The sequence below is a fragment of the Brevundimonas sp. genome, from assembly GCF_035627055.1.
Lineage (GTDB): Bacteria > Pseudomonadota > Alphaproteobacteria > Caulobacterales > Caulobacteraceae > Brevundimonas.
The window spans coordinates 57976-80478 of sequence record NZ_DASPMM010000009.1; the positions used below are offsets into that span (position 1 = coordinate 57976).

The following is a 22503-nucleotide window of genomic DNA, read 5'->3' on the forward strand; positions in this document are numbered from 1 at the left end:
CGGCCCACCTTCTCCCGCAAGGGGAGAAGGACTCCGGCCCCAACCTACCCCGCCAGCTCCGGCCGCCGCCGCTTCCAGTCCAGCGGCACCCCGATGCGCCGTTCGATCCGGCCGTCCCACTCGGGCCGCAGCCCGTGGTCCAGCAGCCGGCTGACGATGATATGGCCCACGGCGACCGCCGCCTCTGGGGTGTCCTCGCAGGACCCGTAGTTCAGGTACAGGCCCCGTCCCTCGACCGCTCCTTCCGTGTCCTGCCAGTGGTAGAAGGCATAGCCGTGCGCCGGCTGCCCTTCGCTTCGGGCCGCCTCGATCTCGTCCCATATCTCCGCCGCCCCGCAGGTCCCGCAGCAGCTGAAATTCTGGCGCGAGATGACGCCCTCCGCCTCCAGGGCGGCGAAGGCGGCGTCGACCCGGTCGCAATCGGTCTGGTCCGGCCAGTGCGCCTGCGCCGCCGCATGGGCGGCCAGCGCCGCGTCGGCCAGCACTTCGGCCTCGGCGCGCAACAGGTCGGGATCGCCCTCGTCCTGCAGCATCTCGACGGCGAATTGGATCACGTCCTCCCGCGGCGCGAACCCCGCGGCGACGTCGTTCTCCACCTGACGGCGCAGGTCCTCCATCAGGTGGGGACTGCGGTCGTTCACGGCGGTCGCCGGGGCCGGCGCCGCTGAACCCCCGCCTCCGAACAAGCGTCGCAACCAGTCCATCGACCACTCCCCTGAAGGCCCGTTCCACGGCCGAGTCTGCACAGGACGCATGGATTGAAAAGCGTTCCTGCCGCAACCGCCACCGAGGGCAGGGCAGAGAGGCTGCCCGCTGCGAGAGGGCGGCGGCCGCGTCGACTCCAGCGGACTGATCCGTCCGCCGCCGGCGGGTTCATCACCAAGCCCACAAAGGAGGCGCGAAGGACACGAAGCGAGCCGGACAGGCCTCGCCTTCGCGGGCCCTTGCCCGCCTTCAATCAAAGGCGTCTCCCTGACGGGAGCCGCGGGCCCACCGCCCCCTTCGTGGCCTTCGTGCCTCCTCCGTCGTGTCCTTCGTGACGAACCTCCGCTCCCCGCCCCCTGACGCTGTGCTGGCATTCCGCGAATCCATAGTCGGGTTCAGCCGAAAACCCCCCGCCTTTCCAGCGACATCCCCTTTTCCCGAACCGATCTTCCCGCCACAGGAGCCGGGCGGCGCACAATTCGTCCCGACCGATGCAGACGAGGACGCCCCCGCCGATGACCCGCCAGACCCGCACCGCCCGCTCCACCGGCCGCCGCGCCGCCCCCGACGAGGTCTGGCGCCGCGTGCGCGACGACTATCTGGCCGGGATGTCCGGGCCGGACGCCTGCCGGCGTCACGGCGTGCGCCTCACCGCCATGCGGCAGCGCGCCGCCCGTGAACGCTGGCGCCGCATGGACCAGCCGTGGGCCCCGCCGCCGAACCGGCTCGACGCGCAGGACGAGGGCGTCGCCCTCGAGGACCGGGTCGGCGGCGACCTCGACCAGGTCGACTTCTGCGAGCTGTCCTACGTCGCCCACCGCCGGATGATGCGGGCGGTGATGCGCGGCGACGCCGCCGGGGCGCTGCGCTGGCGCCGCGTGCGCCTCGCCATGGACGAGGAGGAGGCCGAGGTCGACCGCGCCACCGCCCAGGACGTGGCCATCGGCTTCGAGCGCGCCGGCGAGGCCGAACTGGCCGCCATCGAGGCGGCCGCTGCGCACTCTGCGCACTCTGCGGACGCTGTGCACTCTACGGACGCTATGCACTCTACGGACGCTACGGACGCATTTTTCTAGGTCCGCACGCCCGTCCCCTCACAACATCGTGCGCAATCGTCGTTATGTCGGAGGTCCAACAGACCGCGGGTCCGGCGCCATGCTGTTAATCAACTGGCAAGGAGGGGCTGCGGCAGTGCGCATCTACCAGTTTCATTTCTTTGACCGTCGCGGGCGCCGTCCGGCGCTCGACTTCGCCGACTGCCGCCACGACGGCGAGGCCGCGCGCATCGCCTTCGGCCAGCTGCAGCAGCATTCCAGCTGCGAGGGCGTCGAGGTGTTCGAGGACGAGCGCCTGGTCATGCGGCTGGAGCGCGGCAGCCCGCCGCCCGACATGGACCGGCCCGGCATCCACGGCGCCTGAGCCTGCGCCGGGAACGGCGGGGCCGCTCCGCCGGTTAGGCTGTCCGACAGCTGGAGACGCCCGTGACCCATCCCGATCCCGCCAATCCGCCCGGCCCGCGCCGCACGACCCGTTTCAACGGCGTGGTGGTCCTGCTGGTCCTGCTGCTGTTCGTCGTCGCCGGGGCCTATGTCTGGGCCCGGTGGAGCGCCGACGACGACAGCGCCGCCGACAACGCCGCCGAGGGGGCCGTCCAGCCGGCCTATGTGCCGCCGCCCGACGCCGGCTCGCCCTCGCCGGAGGGAGCCGAAGCGCCGCGATAAGCGTTGCCCTTGTTCACCAAGGGAAGCGCGCCATGTTGAAGAAATACGCCTACGCCTGGATCACCCTGGCCTTCTTCACCGTCTCGATCGTGCTCCACTGGGGCTTCGGCTGGTTCGCCTTCGTCGAGGAACAGCAATCCCACGGCCAGGCCGCCGAGCTGTCGCCCTGGCTCGTCGAAATGGGCCGCGACACCTTCGAGAACTGGCAGTCGGAGTTCCTCCAGCTGCTCTGGCAGGTCGTCGGCCTGGCCTATTTCCTCTACGTCGGCTCGCCCTCCTCCAAGGAGAACGACGACCGCGTCGAGGCCAAGATCGACGCCCTGATGGAGATGGTCGGCAAGGAGAAGGGCAAGGCGCTCATCGACCAGATCGACGAAAGCCACATGCGCCATCACGGCCACGCCAAGGTCCACAACGGCCCGGCGCCCAACGTCGCCGAGGGCTGACCGGGCCGGGGGCGGGCCCCGCTCCCGCCCCTGTGACCGGCCTGACCTTGGCTTCGCGGCTCCCCGCCACTAGGTTCCGCCGCAAGCCTGAAGGAGACGCCCCATGACCGACGCGACCCAAACCCCCGCCGACCGGCTGGACACGGAGAACCCGCTCGGCGTGGACGGCTTCGAGTTCGTCGAGTTCACCGGCCCCGAGCCCGAAGCCATGGCCGCCCGCCTCGAACTGATGGGCTTCACCCGCACCCACGTGAACCCGGCCACCGGCGCCGTGCGCCTGAAGCAGGGCGACATCACCATCCTCGTCGACCTGTCGCCCAGGGGCCAGGCCGAGGAGTTCGCCCGCGAACACGGCCCCTCCGCCAACGGCATGGCCTTCCGCGTGTCCGACGCCAAGGCCGCCTTCGACGGCGCCGTCGCCCGCGGCGCCCGCCCCGCCGAAAACGCCGACGGCGGCGCGCTTGGGAACGGCTATCCCTATGTCCTGCAGGGCATCGGCGGCTCGCTGCTCTACCTCGTCGACCAGTACGGCGAGCGCGGCTCCCTGTACGACGGCTGGGACGAGATCGAGGGCTGGGAAGAGGCCGAGCGCAAGAATTCCGTCGGCCTCTACTGCCTCGACCACCTGACCCACAACGTGCGCCGCGGCCAGATGCGCACCTGGTCGGGCTTCTACGGCGACGTCTTCGCCTTCGAGGAGCAGAAGTATTTCGACATCAAGGGCAAGGCGACCGGCCTCTTCTCGCAAGCCATGATCGCCCCCGACCGCGCCATCCGCATCCCCCTGAACGAAAGCCAGGACGAGAACAGCCAGATCGAGGAATTCCTCCGCCGCTACAACGGCGAGGGCATCCAGCACATCGCCCTGGCCACCGACGACATCTTCGAAACGGTCGAGGAGTTGAAGCGCCGCGGCATCCCCTTCCAGGACACCATCGAGACCTATTTCGAACTGATCGACAAACGCCTCCCCGGCCACGGCGAGGACGTCGAGCGCATGCGGAAGAACCGCATCCTCATCGACGGCTCCGACGAGGAGGGCCTGCTGCTGCAGATCTTCACCCAGGACACCTTCGGCCCGATCTTCTTCGAGATCATCCAGCGCAAGGGCAACCAGGCGTTCGGCGAGGGCAATTTCCAGGCCCTGTTCGACTCCATCGAACTGGACCAGATCCGGCGCGGCGTCATCAAGGTCGATGCCTAGGCCCCCGACCTGGCTGCCCTGGCTCGGCCCGCTGCTGGCGGCCGGGATCGGGGCGGCGGTCGGCGAGTATGGCCTCGGCGGCGGCTTCTGGACCGTGCTGATCGCGGCTCTGGTCGGCGGCTTCGCCCCGATCCTGGCCTACCGGCTGTGGGTGTGGCGGCGCCACCGCGCCGGTCAGTGAAAGTCGCGTGAGCCCGGCAGCACCCGCACATCCCGCGGGTGCCGCCCCCGCGCCGGCTCGTGGGCCGAACCCGGGGCCCGGTCCGGGGTGAGCTGACCCAGCATCGGCGTCCAGTCGGCCATCTCCTCGACGACCAGATGGGTCACCCCTTCGGCCCGCTGAATGCGCCCCTTCACCAGCACCATCCGCGCGCCCATCGCCACCGGCCGGAACCGCTCGAACACGCTCTCCCACAGCACCAGATTGACGATCCCGGTCTCGTCCTCGACCGTCATGAAGCAGACCCCCTTGGCCGTGCCGGGCCGCTGCCGAACCAGCACCACCCCGCCAACCTTCACCCGCCGCCCGTCCGCCACGGTCTCGCAGGACCGCGCCGTCACCGCCCGCGCCGTTTCCAGCCGATCGCGCAGGAAGGCCGCCGGATGGCCCTTCAGAGACAGGCGGATGGTTTCGTAGTCCCCGACCACCTCCTCCGACGCCGAGAGCATGGGCAGGGCCTCGGGCGGGCGGCCGTCGGCCTCGTCCAGCCCCATGACCTCGAACAATGGCGCCGAGGCCGCGGGTGCCGCGCCCCTGGCCGCCCACAGCCCCTGCCGGCGGGACAGGTCCAGAGACCCATAGGCGTCCGCCTCGGCCAGCCGCTCCAGCGCCGCGGGGGGCAGCTGCGCCCGCATCCGCAGATCCTCCAGGTCGGCGAACGGGCCGCCCGCCTTGCGAACCTCCATGATCCGCTCGGCCCACTCCTTGCGGAACCCGTCGATGGACCGCAGGCCCAGCCGCAGGGCGTGGCGGCGCCTTCGTGGGCGGGGTTGCAGGGTCGCGTCCCAGTCGCTGGTGTTGACGTCCGGGTGGCGCACCTCGACGCCATGCTCGCGGGCGTCCCGGACGATCTGCGCCGGGGCGTAGAAGCCCATCGGCTGGCTGTTCAGCAGGCAGGCGGCGAACACGTCCGGATACAGCCACTTCACCCAGGCCGAGACGTAGACCAGGTGGGCGAAGGCGCAGGCGTGGCTCTCGGGAAAGCCGTATTCGCCAAAACCCTTGATCTGGTTGAAGCAGTTCTGGGCGAAGTCGGGGTCGTAGCCGCGCGCGACCATCCGCCCGACCATCAGGGTTTCATAATCGCCGATGGTGCCGTTGTGCCGAAAGGTGGCCATGGCCCGACGCAGCCCGTTCGCTTCGTCGCCGGTGAACTCCGCCGCCACCATGGCGATGCGCATGGCCTGTTCCTGGAACAGGGGCACGCCCATCGTCTTGCGAAGGACGTTGGTCAGTTCTTCGGGATTGCTCGTCGACCCCGGCATGGAGAAGCGATAGCTGCCGGGACCGTGTCTCGCCTCGTAGGCCCGACGCTCCATCCGCCGCTGCAGATAGGGGTGCACCATCTTGCCCTGGATCGGTCCGGGGCGGACGATCGCCACCTGGACCACCAGATCGTAGAACTCCACCGGCCGCAGCCGGGGCAGCATGCTCATCTGGGCCCGGCTCTCGACCTGGAAGACCCCGAGAGAGTCGGCCTTGCACAGCATCCGGTAGACGCCGCGGCGTTCGGCGGGGACGGCGGCGGTGTCGGGCAAGGACCGGCCGTAGGCGGCCTCGATCATGCGGAAGGCGCGCTTCATCGCCGTCAGCATGCCGAGGGCCAGAACGTCGACCTTCATCAGCTTGAGGAAGTCGATGTCATCCTTGTCCCATTCGATGAAGGTGCGGTCGGGCATGGCGGCGTTGCCGATCGGCACGATCTCGACAAGAGGCGTCCGGCTGAGCACGAACCCGCCGACGTGCTGGCTGAGGTGACGCGGGAACTGGATCAGCTCGGCGGTCAGCTCCAGCGCGAGCTTCATCCGGGCGTCGTCGCGGCTCAGGCCCGCGCGGTCGACGTGATCGTTCTTCACGCCGTCGCCCCACGAGCCCCAGACTGTGTCGGCCATTCGGGCGGTGACGTCCTCGGTCAGGCCGAGCGCCTTGCCGACATCGCGGATGGCCGAGCGGGGGCGATAGTGGATGATCGTCGCCACGATGCCCGCGCGGTCCCGCCCGTAGCGGCGGTAGATGTACTGCATCACCTGCTCGCGCCGCTCGTGCTCGAAGTCGACGTCGATGTCGGGCGGTTCGGAGCGCTCGGAGGAAATGAAGCGCTCGATCAGCACATCCTGGCGGGTGGGATCGACATTGGTGATCCCGAGACAGAAGCAGACCACCGAATTGGCGGCGGACCCGCGGCCCTGGCAGAGGATGGGATCGGGTCGGGACCGGGCCCAGTCGACGATGTCATGGACGGTCAGGAAGTAGGGGGCGTAGTCGAGCGACCGGACCAGCCTCAGCTCCTTGTGGATGGTCTTGCGGATGTCGGCCGGAACTCCGGCGGGCCAGCGCGAGCGGGCTCCTTTCAGGGTCAGGCGGGCCAGCCAGCCTTGCGGAGAATATCCCGCCGGCACCGGTTCGTCGGGGTAGTGGTAGCTGAGCTCGCGGAGCGAGAAGGTGCAGGCGCGGACCACGTCCATGGTGCGGTTCAGCGCCGCCTCGTGGCCGCGGAACATGCGGGCCATCTGGGTCGCGGGTTTGAGGAAGCGTTCGGCGTTGGCCTGCAGGCGGCGGCCGGCCTTGTCGATGGTCGTCCCCTCGCGGATGCAGGTCAGGACGTCCTGCAGGACGCGCCGGTCAGGGTGGTGGTAAAGGACGGCGTTGGTGGCGATCATCGGCGCGCCGGTGCGCCGGGCCATGGCCGCCAGCCGGTTGAGCCGCCGCCGGTCGTCGCCGCGCCACAGGGGCGAGGCCGCCAGATAGACAGTGTCGGGCCAGTCGCGGCGCCACGCCGTCAGTCGGGCCTCGAAGGCCGGGTCGGGAGCCGCCGGCGCCGGGACCAGGGCGATCATGCCCTCGCCCAGCCCGACCGCCTGTTCGAAGGTCAGTCGCGTCTCGGCCTTTTCGATCCGTTCACCTTCGGGGTCTGCGCCGGCCTGGGGCACGACTTCGCTCTTGCCGAGGGACAGGAGGCGGCAGAGCCGGCCGTAGGCGGCGCGGTTGCGGGGGAAGACGATCAGCTCGGTCCCGTCGGTGAAGGCGAGGCGAGCGCCGATCACGAGGGGGATGCCGGCCTCCTCGGCGCCCATCAGGGCCCGGACGATGCCCGCGAGGGTGTTGCGGTCCGCGACGCCGACAGCGGCCAGCCCCAGCGCCTTCGCCTGCAGCATGAGTTCGCCCGGGTGGGAGGCCCCTTCGAGGAAGCTGAAATTGGTCAGGGCGCCGAGTTCGGCGTAGTCGCCGGTCCAGGTCACGCCAGCACCCCGTGCATCCACCAGGTCGGGGCGCGCTCATCCGGGCCGCCGGCGTATTCGCGGCCGTAGAGGCCTTCGCGGAAGACCCAGTAGCGGGCCCCGTCGGCGTCCTCGAGGCAGTAGTAGTCGCGGGTGCGGGCCCTGGCGGTGCGCCACCATTCGGGGGACAGGCGTTCGGGGCCCTCGGCGCGGGTGACCCGGCGCGGGGCGCGGCGCCAGGTGAAGCGGGCGGGCGCGCCGTCTGGCAGGTCGAACAGCGGATCGCGGATCGGCTCGGGCGGGTCCAGCAGCAGGATGGGGCGACGGCCCATGCCGCCAGGATCGGCCTCGACGGGGCGGCCCAGCGCGGGGGCCAGCCGCTCGGCCCGTTCGGGAATCCAGCTGTCCACGGCCTCGGGGGTGAGCACCCGGTCCTCGCCCAGCCGGGCCGTCAGCCGGTCGATCAGGGCGGCGAGGCTTTCGGTCTGGCGGGTCTGCGCCTCGGCTTCCAGCGCAGCCTGGCAGGCGGTCATGGGCTCGACCACGTCGGCGGTCAGCATCAGGGCGTCGAGGCCGAAGCCCAGCTCCAGCTGACCCAGACCGGCCTCGCGGAACAGGCGCAGCCAGATGGAGGCGTCGCGGCCGGGGCGGCTCATGCGGACCGACAGGCGGGTGCTCCGGCCGTCGGAACGGAAGCCGGTCAGGGTCAGGGCCAGCGCGCCCTGCCCGTCACGCTCCAGAGGGCCGGCGAGGTCGGCGGCCAGTTCGGGCAGGCGCGCCTCGACCCCTTCCAGATCGCCGACCGGCTCCATCCAGGTCTGCCACGCCCGATATCGGGCCGGGGGGCGGACGGGCGTCAGGGCCTCGCCGGTCAGGCCCAGGGCCTGATCCAGCCGCTGGACCAGATCGACGCCGCCGTCCTTGCGGAAGCGGCGGGCCAGTCCGGCCCGGGGCATGGGATAGAGGTCGCCGATCCGCTTCAGGCCGAAACGCCGGGCCTGCCTCAGGGTGCGGTCGGCGATGCGCAGGGCCTCGACCGGCAGGGGGGCCAGCCGGCCTCGGACGTCGGCGTCGGCGGCGATCGGCGCCTCATCCTCGCCCCAGCGGGCGAGGGCCCAGGCGCCGCCGGGGGTCGGGGCCATGGCGGCGCGGGCGGGGACCCCGGCCGCGGCCAGCCGGTCGCGGATCTGGCGCAGCAAGGCCGCCTCGCCGCCGAACAGATGAGCGGCGCCGCTGACGTCGAGGAACAGGCCCTCCAGCCCCTCTCCCGAAGGATCGACGCTGACCGAGGGGGACCAGCGCTCGGCCCAGTGGGCCAGCGTCTTCAGGGCCCGGGCGTCGGCGGCGGGATCGGCGGGCTGGCAGATCAACTGCGGGATCATGGCCCGGGCGTCGGCCTGGGTCTGGCCGCGGCGCAGGCCGGCCTGCCGGGCGGCCGGATTCAGGGCGTGGATGACCGCCGCGCCCCGGCTGTTCTTGAGGATCAGGGCGAAGGGATTGGCGGGATCGAGGGCGGGATCAGGCGGCGAGGCCGGACGGCGCGCCCGTTCCAGCGATCGACGGCGGACCGAGATCGGCCAGTCGATCAGCCAGACGGAGACGATACGTCTCATCATCCTGCTCCAGCATCCAGGCGCCGGGGCGCTCGCCCCGCCCGCGCGTCAGTTCGGCGAGGAGGCGGGCCGGGCCGGGGGCGCGGTCGTCCTCGGGGTCGACGGCGCTGGGCTGGACCGAAATCCGCCAGCGGCGGCGGGCCGCGCTGAGCCCGTCCAGCGCGCGCGACAGGATCAGGCCGACGGCCTCGCCCTGCCTGGCCGCGAAATCCAGCCGGCGGGTCTGGGCCAGCGTCGCCCCTTCGACCGCCCCGAGCCCCATCGACACCGCGCCGGAGCGCAGGCCCTGCTCCATCGTCCACAAGGCTTCGGCCAGGGTGGGGGCCGGGGCGACGATGAAGGGAAGCCCCGCCAGCCCGGGGCCGTAGGGGCGGCCATATTCCCGGAACCAGGCGCCGGGGGCGGTCATCAGCAGCGGCCGGTCGTCCCCCTGCCGCCGCCGAGACAGGGCGAACGCCACCGCCGCGGCCACGTCGCGGGGCGCGGGGGCGCAGGCCTCCTCGAGCGAGGCGGCAGTCTGCGGAAACGGGTCCTGTGACAGGGCGGGGGCGGGGTTCATGATCATTCAGAAGCTGAATGTTCATTATTTGTTCCGCCCGGAACCGAGAGTCAAACGCGGAATCGGATTCCTGCGGGTCCGGCTATTTTACCCGGGTGTTATTCGAAAATTACCGTCCGAAGCGTCCGAAGAGTGCACTGCGTCCGAAGCGTGCACTAAGTCCGCAACGTCCGCCGATCTCATCGAGAGCGCCGCTGAGCCGCCGCGCCCGCAAACAGATTTTCAAAGACCCGCAGCGCCGCAAGGACGAGGTGGTCTGACATGGGAATGACAGGGCCGGGGTCAAGGGCTATAGCGGAATAAATTCCTGCCATGCGAACGAAAGGCCGCCAAGAACAAGGGCGGCTGTCTCCACCCCTCTTCCGGCATCCTCGGGCTTGACCCGAGGATCAGACGCGGCGGCGGGCTGTGCCCTGGGGACGGCCTGACGGCGGGCGGCCGCGCATCATCGATGGAGCACCGGATGGTCTGGCCCTCGGGTCAAGCCCGAGGGTGACGGGGGTGGGAATGGCGCCCTGTTGGGGCCGCCCTACCGCCGCTTCAGCTCGTCGCGGATTTCGGTCAGGAGGGCTTCGGTGGGGGTGGGGGCGGCGGGGGCGGCCTGGGGGTCGGCGGCCTGTTCGCGGCGGAGGCGGTTGATGGCCTTGACCAGCAGGAAGACCACGAAGGCCACGATCACGAACTGGATCAGGGTGTTGATGAAGGCGCCGTACTGGATGGCGATCTTCTCGACCGCCTCGGTGGCGGGATCCTCGGGGGTCAGCACCCATTCCAGCTTGGAGAAATCGACCCTGCCGAGCAGCAGGCCGATCGGCGGCATGATCACCTGGTCGACCAGGCTGGTGACGATCTTGCCGAACGAGGCGCCGATGATGACGCCGACCGCCAGGTCGACGACGCTGCCGCGGGCGGCGAACTCCTTGAATTCGGTGAGCAGGCCCATCAGGCGTCCGAAGCGTTCAGCCGCTCGCGCAGTTCCTTGCCGCTCTTGAAGAAGGGCACCGCCTTGGCGGGCACGTCGACGGTCTCGCCGGTCCGCGGATTGCGCCCGGCCCGCGCCGGCCGGCTGCGCACCGAAAAGGCGCCGAAGCCGCGCAGTTCCACGCGGCCGCCCTCGCCGAGCGCCTCGACCATCTGGCCAAGCACGATATTGACCACCCGTTCGACCTCGGCGTGGGTCAGGTGAGTGTTCTCGGCCGCCAGCTTCTCGATCAGCTCGGATTTGATCATTGTCAGGCCCCCGCCCTCCAACGCCCCTCTCGGGGCTACGGGTGCATCCGGAAACCGGACGCGGCGACACCCTAGCCTCCGGTTTCGACAGGCAAAAGGCCCCCGCAGCCGAAATGTCGGTTACTGGACGTTTACCGTGGCGGAGCGGGCAGGAAAAAGGGCGGCCGGATCGCTCCGGCCGCCCTTCTTTCCTTAGTGGCCTAGCGCTCGCGACGCGGTCGCTCGCTGCTTGAGGCCGGGTGGCCTAACGCTCGCGACACGGTCGCTCGCTGCTTGAGGCCGGGTGGCCTAACGCTCGCGACGCGGTCGCTCGCTGCTTGAGGCCGGGTCGCTCTGCAGCGAGGCCTATTCCTTGGAGCCGGCCTTTTCGCGCAGGGCGGCGCCGAGGATGTCGCCCAGCGAGGCGCCGGAGTCCGAGGACCCGAACTGCTCGATGGCGGCCTGCTCGTCCTTCATCTCCAGGGCCTTGATCGACACCGAGACGCGGCGCGAGGCCTTGTCGATGCCGGTGACCATGGCGTCGACGCGGTCGCCGACCGAGAAGCGCTCGGTGCGCTGCTCGTTGCGGTCGCGGGACAGGTCGGACTTGCGGATGAAGGCGGTCGCCGGGGCGTCCTCTTCACCGAACTTGACCTCGATGCCGCCAGTCTCGACCGCCGTCACGGTGACGGTGACCTGCTGGCCCTTCTTGAAGGCGTCCCCTTCCATCGGATCGCCGCCGAGCTGCTTGATGCCCAGCGAGACGCGTTCCTTCTCGACGTCGACGTCCAGCACCTTGGCCTTGACCGTCTCACCCTTGCGGTAGCGCTGGATGGCTTCCTCGCCCGAGACGTTCCAGTCGAGGTCCGAGAGGTGGACCATGCCGTCGATGTCGTTGTCCAGGCCGATGAACAGGCCGAACTCGGTGGCGTTCTTGACTTCGCCCTCGACGGTCGAGCCGATCGGGTGCGAGGCCACGAAGGCGTCCCACGGATTGTCCTGGGCCTGCTTCAGGCCCAGCGAGATGCGGCGCTTGGAGGCGTCGACGTCCAGCACGACCACGTCGACTTCCTGCGAGGTCGAGACGATCTTGCCGGGGTGGACGTTCTTCTTGGTCCAGGACATTTCCGAGACGTGGACGAGGCCTTCAACGCCGGCTTCCAGCTCAACGAACGCGCCGTAGTCGGTGATGTTGGTGATGCGGCCCGACATCTTGGCGCCGACCGGGTATTTGGCTTCCACGCCGTCCCACGGATCGGCCTGCAGCTGCTTCATGCCGAGCGAGATGCGCTGGGTGTCCGGGTTGATCTTGACGATCTGGACCTTGACGGTGTCGCCGACGGCGAGGACCTGCGACGGGTGCGAGACGCGCTTCCACGACATGTCGGTGACGTGCAGCAGGCCGTCGATGCCGCCCAGATCCACGAACGCGCCGTAGTCGGTGATGTTCTTGACCACGCCTTCGCGGACTTCGCCCTCTTGCAGCTGGCCGACCAGCTCGGTGCGCTGTTCGGCGCGGGCCTCTTCCAGGATGGCGCGGCGCGAGACGACGATGTTGCCGCGCGGACGGTCCATCTTGAGGATGGCGAAGGGCTGTTCCTTGCCCATCAGCGGGGCGACGTCGCGCACGGGGCGGATGTCGACCTGCGAGCCCGGCAGGAAGGCCGAGGCGCCGCCGAGGTCGACGGTGAAGCCGCCCTTGACGCGGCCGATGATGGCGCCGTTGACCGGCTGGCCTTCGGCGAAGACGACTTCCAGACGGGTCCAGGCTTCTTCGCGGCGGGCCTTGTCGCGGCTGATGACGGCTTCACCCAGGGCGTTCTCGACGCGCTCGAGGTAGACTTCGACGTTGTCGCCGAGCTTCGGGATGACGGCGCCTTCGCCGATGCCGAACTCGCGGGCCGGGATGCGGCCTTCGGTCTTCAGACCGACGTCGATGATCAGGATGTCCTTTTCGATGCCGACGACGCGGCCGTGGACGACCTGGCCTTCGCCGAGGTCACGGCCCTGAAGGGTTTCGTCGAGCAGCGCGGCGAAGTCGTCACGCGAGGGGGAGAAGCTTTGGGTGTCGGTCAATGGGGTTTCTACGGTTGTGGCGCGCGACCGAAGGGCCCCGCGCGAGGTGAGTTGAAGAGGGAGATCAGGTCGTCGGGATGCGAGGCTGAAGAAGCCAGATCGCCCGCGGCTATCGAGGTTGGGAGCGTTGGATTTGTCCGGCGGTCCCTAGAGACCGTGTCGGACGCGCGCCGCCTCGACGATACGGCGGGCCGCATCGAAGGCGGTCTCTATATCCATATCGGTCGTATCCAGCAAGACAGCGTCTTGCGCCTGGACCATGGGGGCGGCCCCGCGCCCGGCGTCGCGCTCGTCGCGGCGGACGATGTCGGCCAGCATGTCGTCATAGGCGATGACGGCGCCGCGGGCGGTGAGCTGTTTCCAGCGGCGGGTCGCCCGCACCTGAGGCGTCGCCGTAACGAACAGCTTGGCGGGGGCGTCGGGGGCGATGACGGTGCCGATGTCGCGGCCGTCGAGCACGGCGCCGCCGGGCTGATGGGCGAAAGCCTTCTGGAAGGCGAGCAGCGCGGCGCGGACGCCGGTGTAGCCCGCGACCCTGCTGGCCGCCTCGCCCGCGCCGCCGCTGGTCAGGCGGTCCGTGTCGGTCAGGTGGCTGGCGTCCAGCGCCCGGGCCACGGCCTCGGCGGCGGCCTCGTCGTCGAGCGAGCCGCCGGCGTCGAGCACGCCGACCCCGACGGCGCGGTAGAGCAGGCCGGTGTCGAGGTGCGGCAGGCCGTATTCCGCCGCCAGGCGCGCGGCGATGGTGCCCTTGCCCGAGGCGGCGGGTCCGTCGACGGCGATGATCAGGGCGGCGCTCATGCGGAGGCGATATCCGCCCCGAGGCCGCGCATCAACTCGACAAAGCCGGGGAAGCTGGTGGCGATCATGCCGGGTTCGTCGACGGTGACCGGCTGCTCAGCCGCCAGACCGAGCACCAGATGGCTCATGGCGATGCGGTGGTCGCCGTGAGTGGTCACGGTCGCGCCGCCGCGAACGGGTCGGGCTTTCGGGCCGCCGGTGACGGTGAAGCCCTCGGGCTCCTCCTCGACGGCGACGCCGCAGGCCCGCAGGCCGGCGGCCATCAGGGCGATGCGGTCGCTTTCCTTGACCCGCATCTCCCCGATGCCGCGCATGACGGTGGCGCCGCTGGCGAAGGCGGCCGTGGCGGCGAGGACGGGGTATTCGTCGATCATGGAGGCGGCGCGCTCCGGCGGGACGATCACGCCGGCGAGCTGCGAGTGGCGGGCGGTGACGTCGCCGATCTCCTCGCCGCCGGCGGTGCGGCGGTTGGCGATGGTCAGGTCGGCGCCCATCTCGCGCCAGGTCTCGAACAGGCCCGTTCGCAGGGGGTTGAGCATGACGCCCTCGACGGTGATCGAGGCGCCGGGCACGACCAGGGCGGCGGCCAGCGGGAAGGCGGCGGAGGACGGGTCGCCGGGGATGGAGACCGGGGTTCCGGTCAGGGCCTGGCCGCCGGCGAGGCGGACGGCGGTGCAGTCGTCCAGCTCGGCCACGCGGATATCGGCGCCGAAGGCGGGCAGCATGCGCTCGGTGTGATCGCGGCTCTGGATCGGCTCATAGACGAGGGTGTCGCCGGAGGCGTTCAGGGCGGCCAGCAGGAGGGCCGACTTGATCTGGGCCGAAGGGACCTCCTGCCAGTAGTCGAGGCCGCGAAGGCCCCCGCCGGTCAGCGTCAGGGGCAGTCGGTCTTCCTCCCCGAGCCATTCGAAGCGAGCGCCCATGTCAGTGAGCGGGCCGGTGACGCGCTTCATCGGCCGTTTGCGCAGGGAGGCGTCACCGTCGAAGGTGACCGTGATGGGATAACCCGCAGCGGCGCCCATCAGCAGGCGGACGCCGGTGCCGGCGTTGCCGCAGTCGATGACGCCCTCCGGTTGCCTGAAGCCGCCGTGGCCGGTGACGCGCCAGCCGCCCTGCCCCAGGCGTTCGACCCCGGCGCCGAAGGCCTCGACGGCGCGCGCGGTGGCAAGGACGTCGTCGCCCTCAAGCAGGCCGTCGATTTCGGTGACGCCCGTGGCCATGGCGGCGAGGATCAGGGCCCGGTGGGACATGGACTTGTCCCCCGGCGCGCGCACCGTTCCGCTGAGCCCGGAGGCGCGGCGGGCGGTCAGTTGGGAGGGGGTCGTCACCCGGCGATCTCCGAAGCGTGCAGGCGGCGCGGAGATGGCTTTTGACAGCGGCCCTCAGGGGTGGCAAGGGACGCGCCCGAATTCCCCCCACCGAGAGAGGCGCCCCCGTGGCCAATCCCGAACTGGGCCAAAAGCAGGTCTGCCCGAACTGCCAGGCCAAATTCTACGACCTGGGCCGTCGCCCGGCCCACTGCCCCAAATGCGCGACCGACTTCGACCCTGAAGAGGCGCTGAAGCTGCGCAACCGCCGCGGCCGCCCGGCCGGCTACGCCGCCGACGAGACCCCGGAAGAGGACGCCGAGGATCAGGTCGACAAGAAGAAGGTCGGCGACGACGATGACGAGGAAGAAGAAGCCGTCGTCACGCCGGAGATCGACGAGGAAGGCCACGAGCCGATCCTGACCCCGGACGACGACGACGACGAGACGCCGGTCGATCCGACCGAGGAGCCCGGCATGGGCGAAGCGGGCGACGACGACGACGTGCTGGCCGAGGATGACGACGACGACTCCGTGCCCTTCATCGAGGACGAGGACGACGACGCCTTCAACGACGACATCGTCAAGCCGGGCAAGGACGAGGACTAGGTTTTCCGCCCGTTCCGGGGCCGCCGGCGGCGGCTCCGGAGGGGTTGAAAATAAATGGCGAAACCGGGCTTGATCGCGATCAGGCCCTGACATAGGTTCCGCCGCCTCGCCGGGGGGCGGTTTTCCTCCGGCGATCCGAGCCGAACGGCTTGGGGCTATAGCTCAGTTGGTAGAGCGCTTGAATGGCATTCAAGAGGTCAGCGGTTCGACTCCGCTTAGCTCCACCATCGAAGGCCCCGCGGGAGACCGCGGGGCCTTCGTCCCATCCGGCGTCCGGTCCGTTGATCGGCGGGCGCCGAATCCCCATTTAATCGTCATCGGCCGACGCCTTGCCGATCCCGGGAGGCGCAGACGGCCGCAGGCCTGCTTCGGGGGCGAGAGACGATGAATACGCGCACCATCCTGTTCGACAGCCCCTTCCTGCTGGGCTTCGACCATACGAGAGCCCTGATCGACCGGGCGGCGCGGGCGGCGGCGGACAGCTATCCGCCCTACAATGTCGAGCAGCTGGGCGAGCATTCGGTGCGCATCACCCTGGCGGTCGCGGGCTTCGGTCCGGACGACCTGGCGGTGACGATCGAGGGGCGGCAGCTGACCATCGCCGGCAAGCGCGAGGACGCAGGCAAGGCGGACCAGGCCTTCCTGCATCGCGGCATCGCCGGGCGCGGCTTCGTGCGCAGCTTCGTGCTGGCGGACGGGCTGGAGGTCGATGCGGCGCGGCTGGAGCACGGCCTGCTGCACGTCGAGCTGAGCCGGCCGGAGGACCTGCCCGCGGTGCGGCGCATCCCCATCACGACGGGCTGATCCAGCCGTCGTTTCACCGGCCGCCGATGATCGGGGCCGAACCACACGGCCCCTCGGGGCGTTAGTTCAGAACAAGGAGGCGGTCGCCATGACGCCGACGATGATGACCAAGGAAGACTTCAGGGGCCTCGGCGCCCCCGATCTGGTGTATGTGCGCGAAATCCGCGCCGCCGATGTGCTGGCGGATACGCCGATCCCCGAGGCCAAGGGCCTGTCCATTGATCCGGAAGCGGTGCTGTACGCCGTGCACGGGGCCGACGGCGAACGGCTGGCTGTCATGATGGACCGGGAAACCGCCTTCGCCGCCGCCGTGGCGCACGAGCTGGAGCCGGTGTCGGTTCACTAATTCTCTTTTTCACCCGTCATCCTCGGGCTTGACCCGAGGATCAGAGGTGAAGCGAGGCTGGGCGGCGGGCACGGCCCAGCGACCGCCCGATAACCGATCATCGACGCAGCACCGGACGGTCTGGCCCTCGGGTCAAGCCCGAGGGTGACGGCGTGGGGATGGCTGCGGACGACGGAGCCTATGCCGCCGTGGCGGGGGCCTTGTCCCTGACGAACAGGGCGCGGATGGCGTCGACGGTGCGGGCCTGACGCAGGTGCTCGCGCATTTCCGACGACCGCAGGGCGCGCGACACCGCGGCGAGGGCGCGCAGGTGCTCGGCCCCGTCCCGCGGCGGGGCGAACAGGGCGAATATCAGGTCGACGGGACGGTCATCCACCGAGCCGTAGGCGACCGGCGTGTCGAGGCGGACGAAGACCGCGGTGACCTGGGCGATGCCTTCGAGGCGGGCGTGCGGGACGGCGACGCCCGAGCCGAGGCCGGTCGAGCCGAGGGCCTCGCGTTCCAGCAGGGCCTCCATGATACGGGCCTCCGGCAGGCCGAGGGCCTGGGCGGCGGCCTCTGCCACGCTGTGCAGCGCCTGACGTTTCGACGACGCGCCGCTGCGCAGGACGACGCCGCCGTCCGCCAGCAAATCACCGATGTCCATGAGTTGATCCCGACTCTACCCAATCATTCCCGATGGGCGGGCGCCGTGTAGACGACCCGCCTCGTTGTGGGAAGCACTATGACGCGACACCGTTTACCGAACCGTGTCCATTGAGCGATTTCGACGTCCGCTCCGGATCGATCCAGCCGACATTGCCGTCGGGCCGGCGGTAGACGACGGAGAGGCCGCCGTGGGCCGCATTGCGGAACACCACGACAGGATAGCCGGTCATGTCGAGCTCCAGCACCGCGCGGCCCACCGTGACGGTGCGGATCTCCGCCTCCGTCTCGGCGATGACCATGCCGACGGGCGGCGGTTCGCCGGGCGCGCCGGCCTCGCCGAAATCCTCATCCTCGACGGAATCGGGATCGCGCAGGACGATGCTGCGGGCGACCTCCCGGGCGGCGTTCTCGGTTTTCTCGGGCGACAGGCCGCGCGGACCAATGTGGTGATCCTTGAGCCGGCGCTTGTAGCGGCGCACCCGCTTCTCGAGCTTGTCGAGACTTTCGGTGAAGGCCGAATGGGCGTCGCCGCCGAGGCCCGAGGTGAACACCACCTGGCCGGAGGCGAGACGGACCCAGCAATCGACCTTGAAGCTGTGACCCTCCTTGGCGACGATCACCTCGGCGTCCTGGGCCCCTCGTTCGAAGTATTTGCCGATCCCGTCCTGAAGTTCCTGGGAGATGCGCGAGCCTAACGCTTCGCCGACATCCACGTGCTTACCGCTGACCTGGATTTGCATGCCGATAGAACGCGACCGAAGGCGTTTGGTGTCAACGCCGATCACAGTTTTGTGGCAAGGCTTCAGCCGACCCTGAGCATCCGCTTGCGCTGGACGGAAGACGGAATCCGCAACGCTTCCCGGTACTTGGCGACGGTGCGGCGGGCGATGTCGATGCCGGCCTCGTTAAGAATCTCGACGATCCGGTCGTCGGACAAAACGTCGCCATCGCGCGCTTCGCCGTCGATCATCGCCTTGATGCGATGACGCACCGCCTCGGCCGAATGGGCCGCGCCGCCGTCGGACGACTGGAGCGAGGCGGTGAAGAAGAATTTCAGCTCGAAGACGCCGCGCGGGGTCGAGACGTATTTGTTGGAGGTGACGCGGCTGACGGTGGACTCGTGCATGCCGATGGCGTCGGCGACCGTCTTCAGGTTCAGCGGCCGGAGGAATTCGACGCCGAAGGCGAGGAAGGCGTCCTGCTGGCGCACGATCTCGGACGAAACCTTGAGGATGGTCTTGGCCCGCTGGTCGAGGGACTTGACCAGCCAGCTGGCCTGGGCCGCGCATTCGGCGACGAAGGTCTTCTCGGTGTCGGAGCGCGCGCCCGCGGCGACCACGCCGTGATAGCGCTTGTCCATGATCAGGCGCGGCAGGGTGTCGGCGTTGAGCTCGACCTTCCAGCCGCCGGCCGGATCGGGGCGGACGTGGACGTCCGGGATGACGGTCTGGGCCGGCTCGCCGCCGAAGCCGGCGCCCGGGCGCGGCGTCAGGGCCTTCAGCTCGGCGATCATCTCGGCCATGTCCTCGCCGTCGACGCCGCAGGCCTTCTTCAGGGCGGTCAGGTCGCGTTTGGCCAGCAGGTCGAGGTTGTCGAGCAGGCATTGCATGGCCGGATCGAAGCGGTTGCGCTCGATCAGCTGCAGCTTGAGGCATTCGGGAACGGAGCGGGCCATGATGCCGGTCGGCTCGAAGCCGTGGCAGGTGGTCAGGACCGCTTCGACGCGGTCCAGCGCGACGCCGAGCCGGTCGGCGACCTCGGCGAGGTCGCCGCGCAGGTAGCCGCCCTCGTCCACGGCGTCGATCAGGCTGAGGGCGATGGCGTGGTCGGCGGGGCTGAAGCCGGCCTGCGACGCCTGCGCCTGCAGGTGCTCCCACAGGGTGGCCTCGCGGCTGTCGGGCTGTTCGCGGCCCTCGCCGTCCGGCAGGCCGCCGCCCGAGCCGGCGCGGGACCAGTCGTTGAGACCGGGCTGGGCCTCGCCGGTCCCCACGTCCTCCATGCGGTCCGAGGTGCGCTCGCCCGGGCTGGCGTCGCCGTAGACGTCGTCGGAGCGGGCGTCGAGGGTGCGGTCGGCGTCCTGGACGCGGCCTTCGTCGAAGCTCATTTCCGAGGCGTCGGCGGTCTCTTGAGCCGGGGCGTCGATCTCGCCGGCCGGCTCGGCGTCCTCGCGCTGGAGCAGCGGATTCTTCTCGAGCTCGGCCTCGACGAAAGCGTCCAGCTCGAGGTTCGACAGTTGCAGCAGCTTGATCGCCTGCTGCAGCTGGGGCGTGATGACGAGCCCCTGCCCCTGACGTATCTCCAGCCTTTGTCCGAGCACCGTCCGCAGCCCCCTGCCGGGCCGAGTGGCCCGAAACTTGCTGCGGCCACTGTGTGGCCGGAACGGTTAACGGGGGTCTAAGCGTCGGCGCCCGGCGCGGGTCGGGGCTCAGCCGTACATGTCGCCGAGGTAGACGCGGCGCACCTCGGGGTCCCGGATGACGTCCTCGGCCTTGCCCTCGAACAGGACCGAGCCGCCCGAGATGATCGAGGCGTGGTCGATGATCTCCAGCGTCTCGCGGACATTGTGGTCGGTGATCAGCACGCCGATGCCCTCGCCGGCCAGATAGCGGATGACCTGGCGGATGTCGGCGATGGCCAGGGGGTCGATGCCGGCGAAGGGCTCGTCCAGCAGCATGAAGGACGGGCGGCCGGCGAGGGCGCGGGCGATCTCGCAGCGGCGCCGTTCGCCGCCGGACAGGCCGGAGGCCGGCGCCTGGCGCAGGTGGTCGATGCGCAGCTCTTCGAGCAGTCGGGTGGTCTCGTCGGCGATGGCCTGACGGCCGGTGTGATGCAGTTCGACGACGGCGCGGACGTTCTGCTCGACCGTCATGCCGCGGAAGATCGAGGCCTCCTGCGCCAGATAGCCGAGGCCCATGCGGGCGCGCTGGTACATGGGCTGGGCGGTGATGTCCTCGCCGTCGAGGAAGATCCGGCCGCTGTCCGGGGGGATCAGGCCGGTGATCATGTAGAAGCAGGTGGTCTTGCCGGCGCCGTTGGGGCCGAGCAGGCCGGCGACCTGGCCGCGCTGGACGTGCAGGGAGACGTCGCGCACGACCTGCCGCTGGCCGAAGGAGCGGGCGATGTTCTGGACCCGCAGGCCGGTGGCGCGAGGGGCCTCGGCCGCCGGCTCGGCGGCGGCGTCATTGACGTTGAGAGCTGAGAGTTCCTTGCGGGCCAAAGGGTCAGTCCGAGCCGGGGCTCAGGTCCCGCTGCGTTCAGGATAGAAGACGCCCTGGACGCGGCCGCCCTCGCCGGCGCCGTCCATCTGGGCGGACTCGGTGCGGGTGTTGTAGGTCAGGCGGCCGCCGGTCATGACGTTCTCGCCCTGGGTCAGGATCACGTCGCCGGTCAGCACGATGGTGTCGTTGGCCGGGGTGTAGACGGCGCGGTCGCCGCGGATGGTCTGGTCGGGGGTGACGAAATAGACGTTGCCGGTCGCCTCGACGCGGCTGAGGCCGCCGTTGGCGATCACGCCCTCGACGCGGTCGGCGCGGATGCGGTTGTCGCCCTGGGTCAGCTCGGCGCGTCCCCGCAGGGACAGGGCGGTGGGGGTGCGCGACACCTCATCGGCGCCCCACATGATCGGCTGTCCGCTCTGGAAGCTCTGCGCGCCGCCGATGCCGGGCAGCGCCATGAGGGCCAGGGCGATCGCCGCCGTCGTCAGGGTTCTGGTCATGCTCATCCGTCCGACCTCGCGGCGTTGATGGTCCCGCGCACCTTGTTATCACCCGAGCCGCTGAACACGACCCGTTCGCCCTGTTCATAGATCGCATAGGACGAAGCGGTGACGGTTCCAAGGGGGCCGGAGCCCTGGACGCCCTTCGAGCCGGTCACGATGCCGGTCGAGGTGTTCACCACCGCCTCGGGCGTGACGAGGGTGAAACCCGAACCGCCGTCCGAGATTCGCACGTTCGGACCGATGGTCACGGTCTTCGCAGCCTCGTCGTAGACGCCGCCGTCGGCGGTCAGGGTGGTGACCTTGCGGCCGCCGAGATTGAGCCGCAGGGCGGGGCCGACCAGACGGAAGCGGCCGGTTTCGGCGTCGCGCACGGCGCGCTCGAAGCCGACCACGAAGCTGCGGCCCTGGGCGTCCTGGCCGAGGAAGCGGGATTTCTCGAGGGTGACCTCCCGGCTCGCCCCGGCCTTGCGCTCGACGTCCGAGATGACGCTGCGCAACACGATCCAGCTGATCGTGCCGCCGGCCAGGACGATGATGGCGACCGGCAGGATTCGGCGCAGCAGCTGCACGCGGCGGGAGCGGGCGCGGAACGCCTTCGCCGTGGCGGCGATGCGGGCCTCGTCCGCCTGGTCGCGCGTGTCGCCCGGTTCGGTCATCAGCTGTGCGCGAAGATGTCCATCTCGTCCCAGCCGGCGAGGTCCAGCGCGGACCGCGAAGGCAGGAAGTCGAAGCATTTGCGGGCCAGTTCGGCGCGGCCCTCTCGCTCGAGCATCTCGTCGAGGCGGGCCTTCACCGCGTGCAGGTAGAGGACGTCGGAGGCGGCGTACTCCAGCTGGGCGGGGGTCAGGGTCTCCGCGCCCCAGTCCGAGCTCTGCTGGGCCTTGGACAGGTCGACTCCCGCCAGTTCGCGCACGACGTCCTTCAGGCCGTGGCGGTCGGTGTAGGTGCGGGCCAACTTCGAGGCGATCTTGGTGCAGTAGACCGGGCGGGTCTCGACGCCGAGGTGGAGCTGGAACATGCCGATGTCGAAGCGGCCGAAGTGGAACAGCTTCAGCACCGCCGGATCGGTCAGCAGCCGCTTCAGATTGGGGCAGTCGTAGCCGGGGCGGCGCATGCGCACGACGTGGGCGTCGCCGTCGCCAGCGGAGAGCTGCACCACGCACAGCGGGTCGCGGCGGAAGCGCAGGCCCATGGTCTCGGAATCGATCGCGACCTCCGGGCCCAGGTCGAGGCCGTTGGGCAGGTCGCCTTCGTGCAGGAATACGGTCATGTCGGCGCTCTCATGCAGGGGACCATAAACGAA

25 protein-coding genes and 1 tRNA gene are annotated in these 22503 nt (G+C 70.0%); 10 read left to right on the forward strand and 16 right to left on the reverse strand.

Annotated elements, in window-relative coordinates; all coding sequences use genetic code 11:
• Positions 1–44: 44 nt before the first annotated feature.
• Positions 45–641, reverse strand: coding sequence for a DUF6891 domain-containing protein (locus tag VEA98_RS03500; protein ID WP_324811091.1), 597 nt, complete (start codon positions 639–641; stop codon positions 45–47).
• Between the two features lie 579 nt (positions 642–1220).
• Between VEA98_RS03500 and VEA98_RS03505 the strand changes: the two genes are divergently transcribed.
• The 6 genes from VEA98_RS03505 to VEA98_RS03530 all read left to right on the forward strand — a co-directional run bounded on the left by VEA98_RS03505 (position 1221) and on the right by VEA98_RS03530 (position 4257).
• Positions 1221–1781 carry a hypothetical protein gene (locus tag VEA98_RS03505; RefSeq protein WP_324811092.1) on the forward strand — a complete coding sequence of 187 codons (561 nt, stop codon included), beginning with the start codon at positions 1221–1223 and terminating at the stop codon, positions 1779–1781.
• Positions 1782–1896: 115 nt separating this feature from the next.
• Positions 1897–2124, forward strand: coding sequence for a hypothetical protein (locus VEA98_RS03510; RefSeq protein ID WP_324811093.1), 228 nt, complete (start codon positions 1897–1899; stop codon positions 2122–2124).
• Between the two features lie 62 nt (positions 2125–2186).
• Entirely contained in the window at positions 2187–2426 is a 240-nt protein-coding gene (locus VEA98_RS03515) for a hypothetical protein (protein WP_324811094.1), read from the forward strand.
• A gap of 32 nt (positions 2427–2458) precedes the next feature.
• Complete coding sequence (locus VEA98_RS03520; protein WP_324811095.1) at positions 2459–2872, forward strand: DUF6766 family protein; 414 nt, start codon at positions 2459–2461, stop codon at positions 2870–2872.
• Between the two features lie 103 nt (positions 2873–2975).
• Entirely contained in the window at positions 2976–4076 is a 1101-nt protein-coding gene (gene hppD, locus VEA98_RS03525; RefSeq protein WP_324811096.1) for a 4-hydroxyphenylpyruvate dioxygenase, read from the forward strand.
• Complete coding sequence (locus VEA98_RS03530) at positions 4069–4257, forward strand: hypothetical protein (protein WP_324811097.1); 189 nt, start codon at positions 4069–4071, stop codon at positions 4255–4257. The genes hppD and VEA98_RS03530 overlap by 8 nt, the downstream gene beginning before the upstream one ends.
• Here the strand turns inward: VEA98_RS03530 and VEA98_RS03535 are convergent.
• The 8 genes from VEA98_RS03535 to aroA form a co-directional block, all read right to left on the reverse strand.
• The gene (locus tag VEA98_RS03535; RefSeq protein WP_324811098.1) at positions 4251–7535 is read right to left on the reverse strand and encodes an error-prone DNA polymerase; all 3285 of its coding nucleotides are present in this window, start codon (positions 7533–7535) and stop codon (positions 4251–4253) included. The two genes, VEA98_RS03530 and VEA98_RS03535, sit on opposite strands and share 7 nt — an antisense overlap.
• Positions 7532–9127 carry a DNA polymerase Y family protein gene (locus tag VEA98_RS03540; protein ID WP_324811099.1) on the reverse strand — a complete coding sequence of 532 codons (1596 nt, stop codon included), beginning with the start codon at positions 9125–9127 and terminating at the stop codon, positions 7532–7534. The genes VEA98_RS03535 and VEA98_RS03540 overlap by 4 nt, the downstream gene beginning before the upstream one ends.
• Positions 9033–9692, reverse strand: coding sequence for a hypothetical protein (locus VEA98_RS03545; RefSeq protein WP_324811100.1), 660 nt, complete (start codon positions 9690–9692; stop codon positions 9033–9035). The genes VEA98_RS03540 and VEA98_RS03545 overlap by 95 nt, the downstream gene beginning before the upstream one ends.
• 523 nt (positions 9693–10215) lie before the next feature.
• Complete coding sequence (gene mscL, locus VEA98_RS03550; protein WP_324811101.1) at positions 10216–10629, reverse strand: large-conductance mechanosensitive channel protein MscL; 414 nt, start codon at positions 10627–10629, stop codon at positions 10216–10218.
• Entirely contained in the window at positions 10629–10916 is a 288-nt protein-coding gene (locus VEA98_RS03555; protein ID WP_324811102.1) for an integration host factor subunit beta, read from the reverse strand. The genes mscL and VEA98_RS03555 overlap by 1 nt, the downstream gene beginning before the upstream one ends.
• A gap of 345 nt (positions 10917–11261) precedes the next feature.
• Complete coding sequence (rpsA, locus tag VEA98_RS03560; RefSeq protein ID WP_324811103.1) at positions 11262–12971, reverse strand: 30S ribosomal protein S1; 1710 nt, start codon at positions 12969–12971, stop codon at positions 11262–11264.
• 147 nt (positions 12972–13118) lie between these two features.
• Complete coding sequence (gene cmk, locus VEA98_RS03565; RefSeq protein WP_324811104.1) at positions 13119–13769, reverse strand: (d)CMP kinase; 651 nt, start codon at positions 13767–13769, stop codon at positions 13119–13121.
• Positions 13766–15079, reverse strand: a complete 1314-nt coding sequence (gene aroA, locus VEA98_RS03570; RefSeq protein WP_324811140.1) for a 3-phosphoshikimate 1-carboxyvinyltransferase — start codon at positions 15077–15079, stop codon at positions 13766–13768. Before aroA ends, cmk begins: the two co-directional genes overlap by 4 nt.
• A gap of 125 nt (positions 15080–15204) precedes the next feature.
• On the opposite strand from aroA, the gene VEA98_RS03575 reads away from it, so the two are divergent.
• The 4 genes from VEA98_RS03575 to VEA98_RS03590 all read left to right on the forward strand — a co-directional run bounded on the left by VEA98_RS03575 (position 15205) and on the right by VEA98_RS03590 (position 16834).
• Positions 15205–15684 (forward strand): TIGR02300 family protein, encoded by a 480-nt coding sequence (locus VEA98_RS03575; RefSeq protein ID WP_324811105.1) that lies wholly within the window; start codon positions 15205–15207, stop codon positions 15682–15684.
• A 151-nt stretch (positions 15685–15835) separates the two neighbouring features.
• A tRNA-Ala gene (locus VEA98_RS03580) sits at positions 15836–15911 on the forward strand.
• Positions 15912–16068: 157 nt separating this feature from the next.
• Positions 16069–16488, forward strand: a complete 420-nt coding sequence (locus VEA98_RS03585; protein WP_324811106.1) for an Hsp20 family protein — start codon at positions 16069–16071, stop codon at positions 16486–16488.
• Positions 16489–16576: 88 nt separating this feature from the next.
• Positions 16577–16834, forward strand: coding sequence for a DUF1150 family protein (locus tag VEA98_RS03590; RefSeq protein WP_324811107.1), 258 nt, complete (start codon positions 16577–16579; stop codon positions 16832–16834).
• Positions 16835–17012: 178 nt separating this feature from the next.
• On the opposite strand, the gene VEA98_RS03595 is transcribed toward VEA98_RS03590, so the two are convergent.
• The 7 genes from VEA98_RS03595 to VEA98_RS03625 all read right to left on the reverse strand — a co-directional run bounded on the left by VEA98_RS03595 (position 17013) and on the right by VEA98_RS03625 (position 22470).
• Positions 17013–17480 (reverse strand): PTS sugar transporter subunit IIA, encoded by a 468-nt coding sequence (locus VEA98_RS03595; protein WP_324811108.1) that lies wholly within the window; start codon positions 17478–17480, stop codon positions 17013–17015.
• Positions 17481–17556: 76 nt separating this feature from the next.
• Positions 17557–18222: a ribosome hibernation-promoting factor, HPF/YfiA family gene (gene hpf, locus VEA98_RS03600; protein ID WP_324811109.1), complete on the reverse strand. Its 666-nt coding sequence runs from the start codon at positions 18220–18222 to the stop codon at positions 17557–17559.
• Between the two features lie 62 nt (positions 18223–18284).
• Positions 18285–19799 (reverse strand): RNA polymerase factor sigma-54, encoded by a 1515-nt coding sequence (rpoN, locus tag VEA98_RS03605; RefSeq protein ID WP_324811110.1) that lies wholly within the window; start codon positions 19797–19799, stop codon positions 18285–18287.
• A 108-nt stretch (positions 19800–19907) separates the two neighbouring features.
• Positions 19908–20699, reverse strand: coding sequence for an LPS export ABC transporter ATP-binding protein (gene lptB, locus VEA98_RS03610; RefSeq protein ID WP_324811111.1), 792 nt, complete (start codon positions 20697–20699; stop codon positions 19908–19910).
• Between the two features lie 21 nt (positions 20700–20720).
• Positions 20721–21197: an LptA/OstA family protein gene (locus VEA98_RS03615; RefSeq protein WP_324811112.1), complete on the reverse strand. Its 477-nt coding sequence runs from the start codon at positions 21195–21197 to the stop codon at positions 20721–20723.
• A gap of 2 nt (positions 21198–21199) precedes the next feature.
• Positions 21200–21856, reverse strand: coding sequence for an LPS export ABC transporter periplasmic protein LptC (gene lptC / locus VEA98_RS03620; protein WP_324811113.1), 657 nt, complete (start codon positions 21854–21856; stop codon positions 21200–21202).
• Positions 21856–22470: a ribonuclease D gene (locus VEA98_RS03625; RefSeq protein ID WP_324811114.1), complete on the reverse strand. Its 615-nt coding sequence runs from the start codon at positions 22468–22470 to the stop codon at positions 21856–21858. Before VEA98_RS03625 ends, lptC begins: the two co-directional genes overlap by 1 nt.
• Positions 22471–22503: the final 33 nt, after the last annotated feature.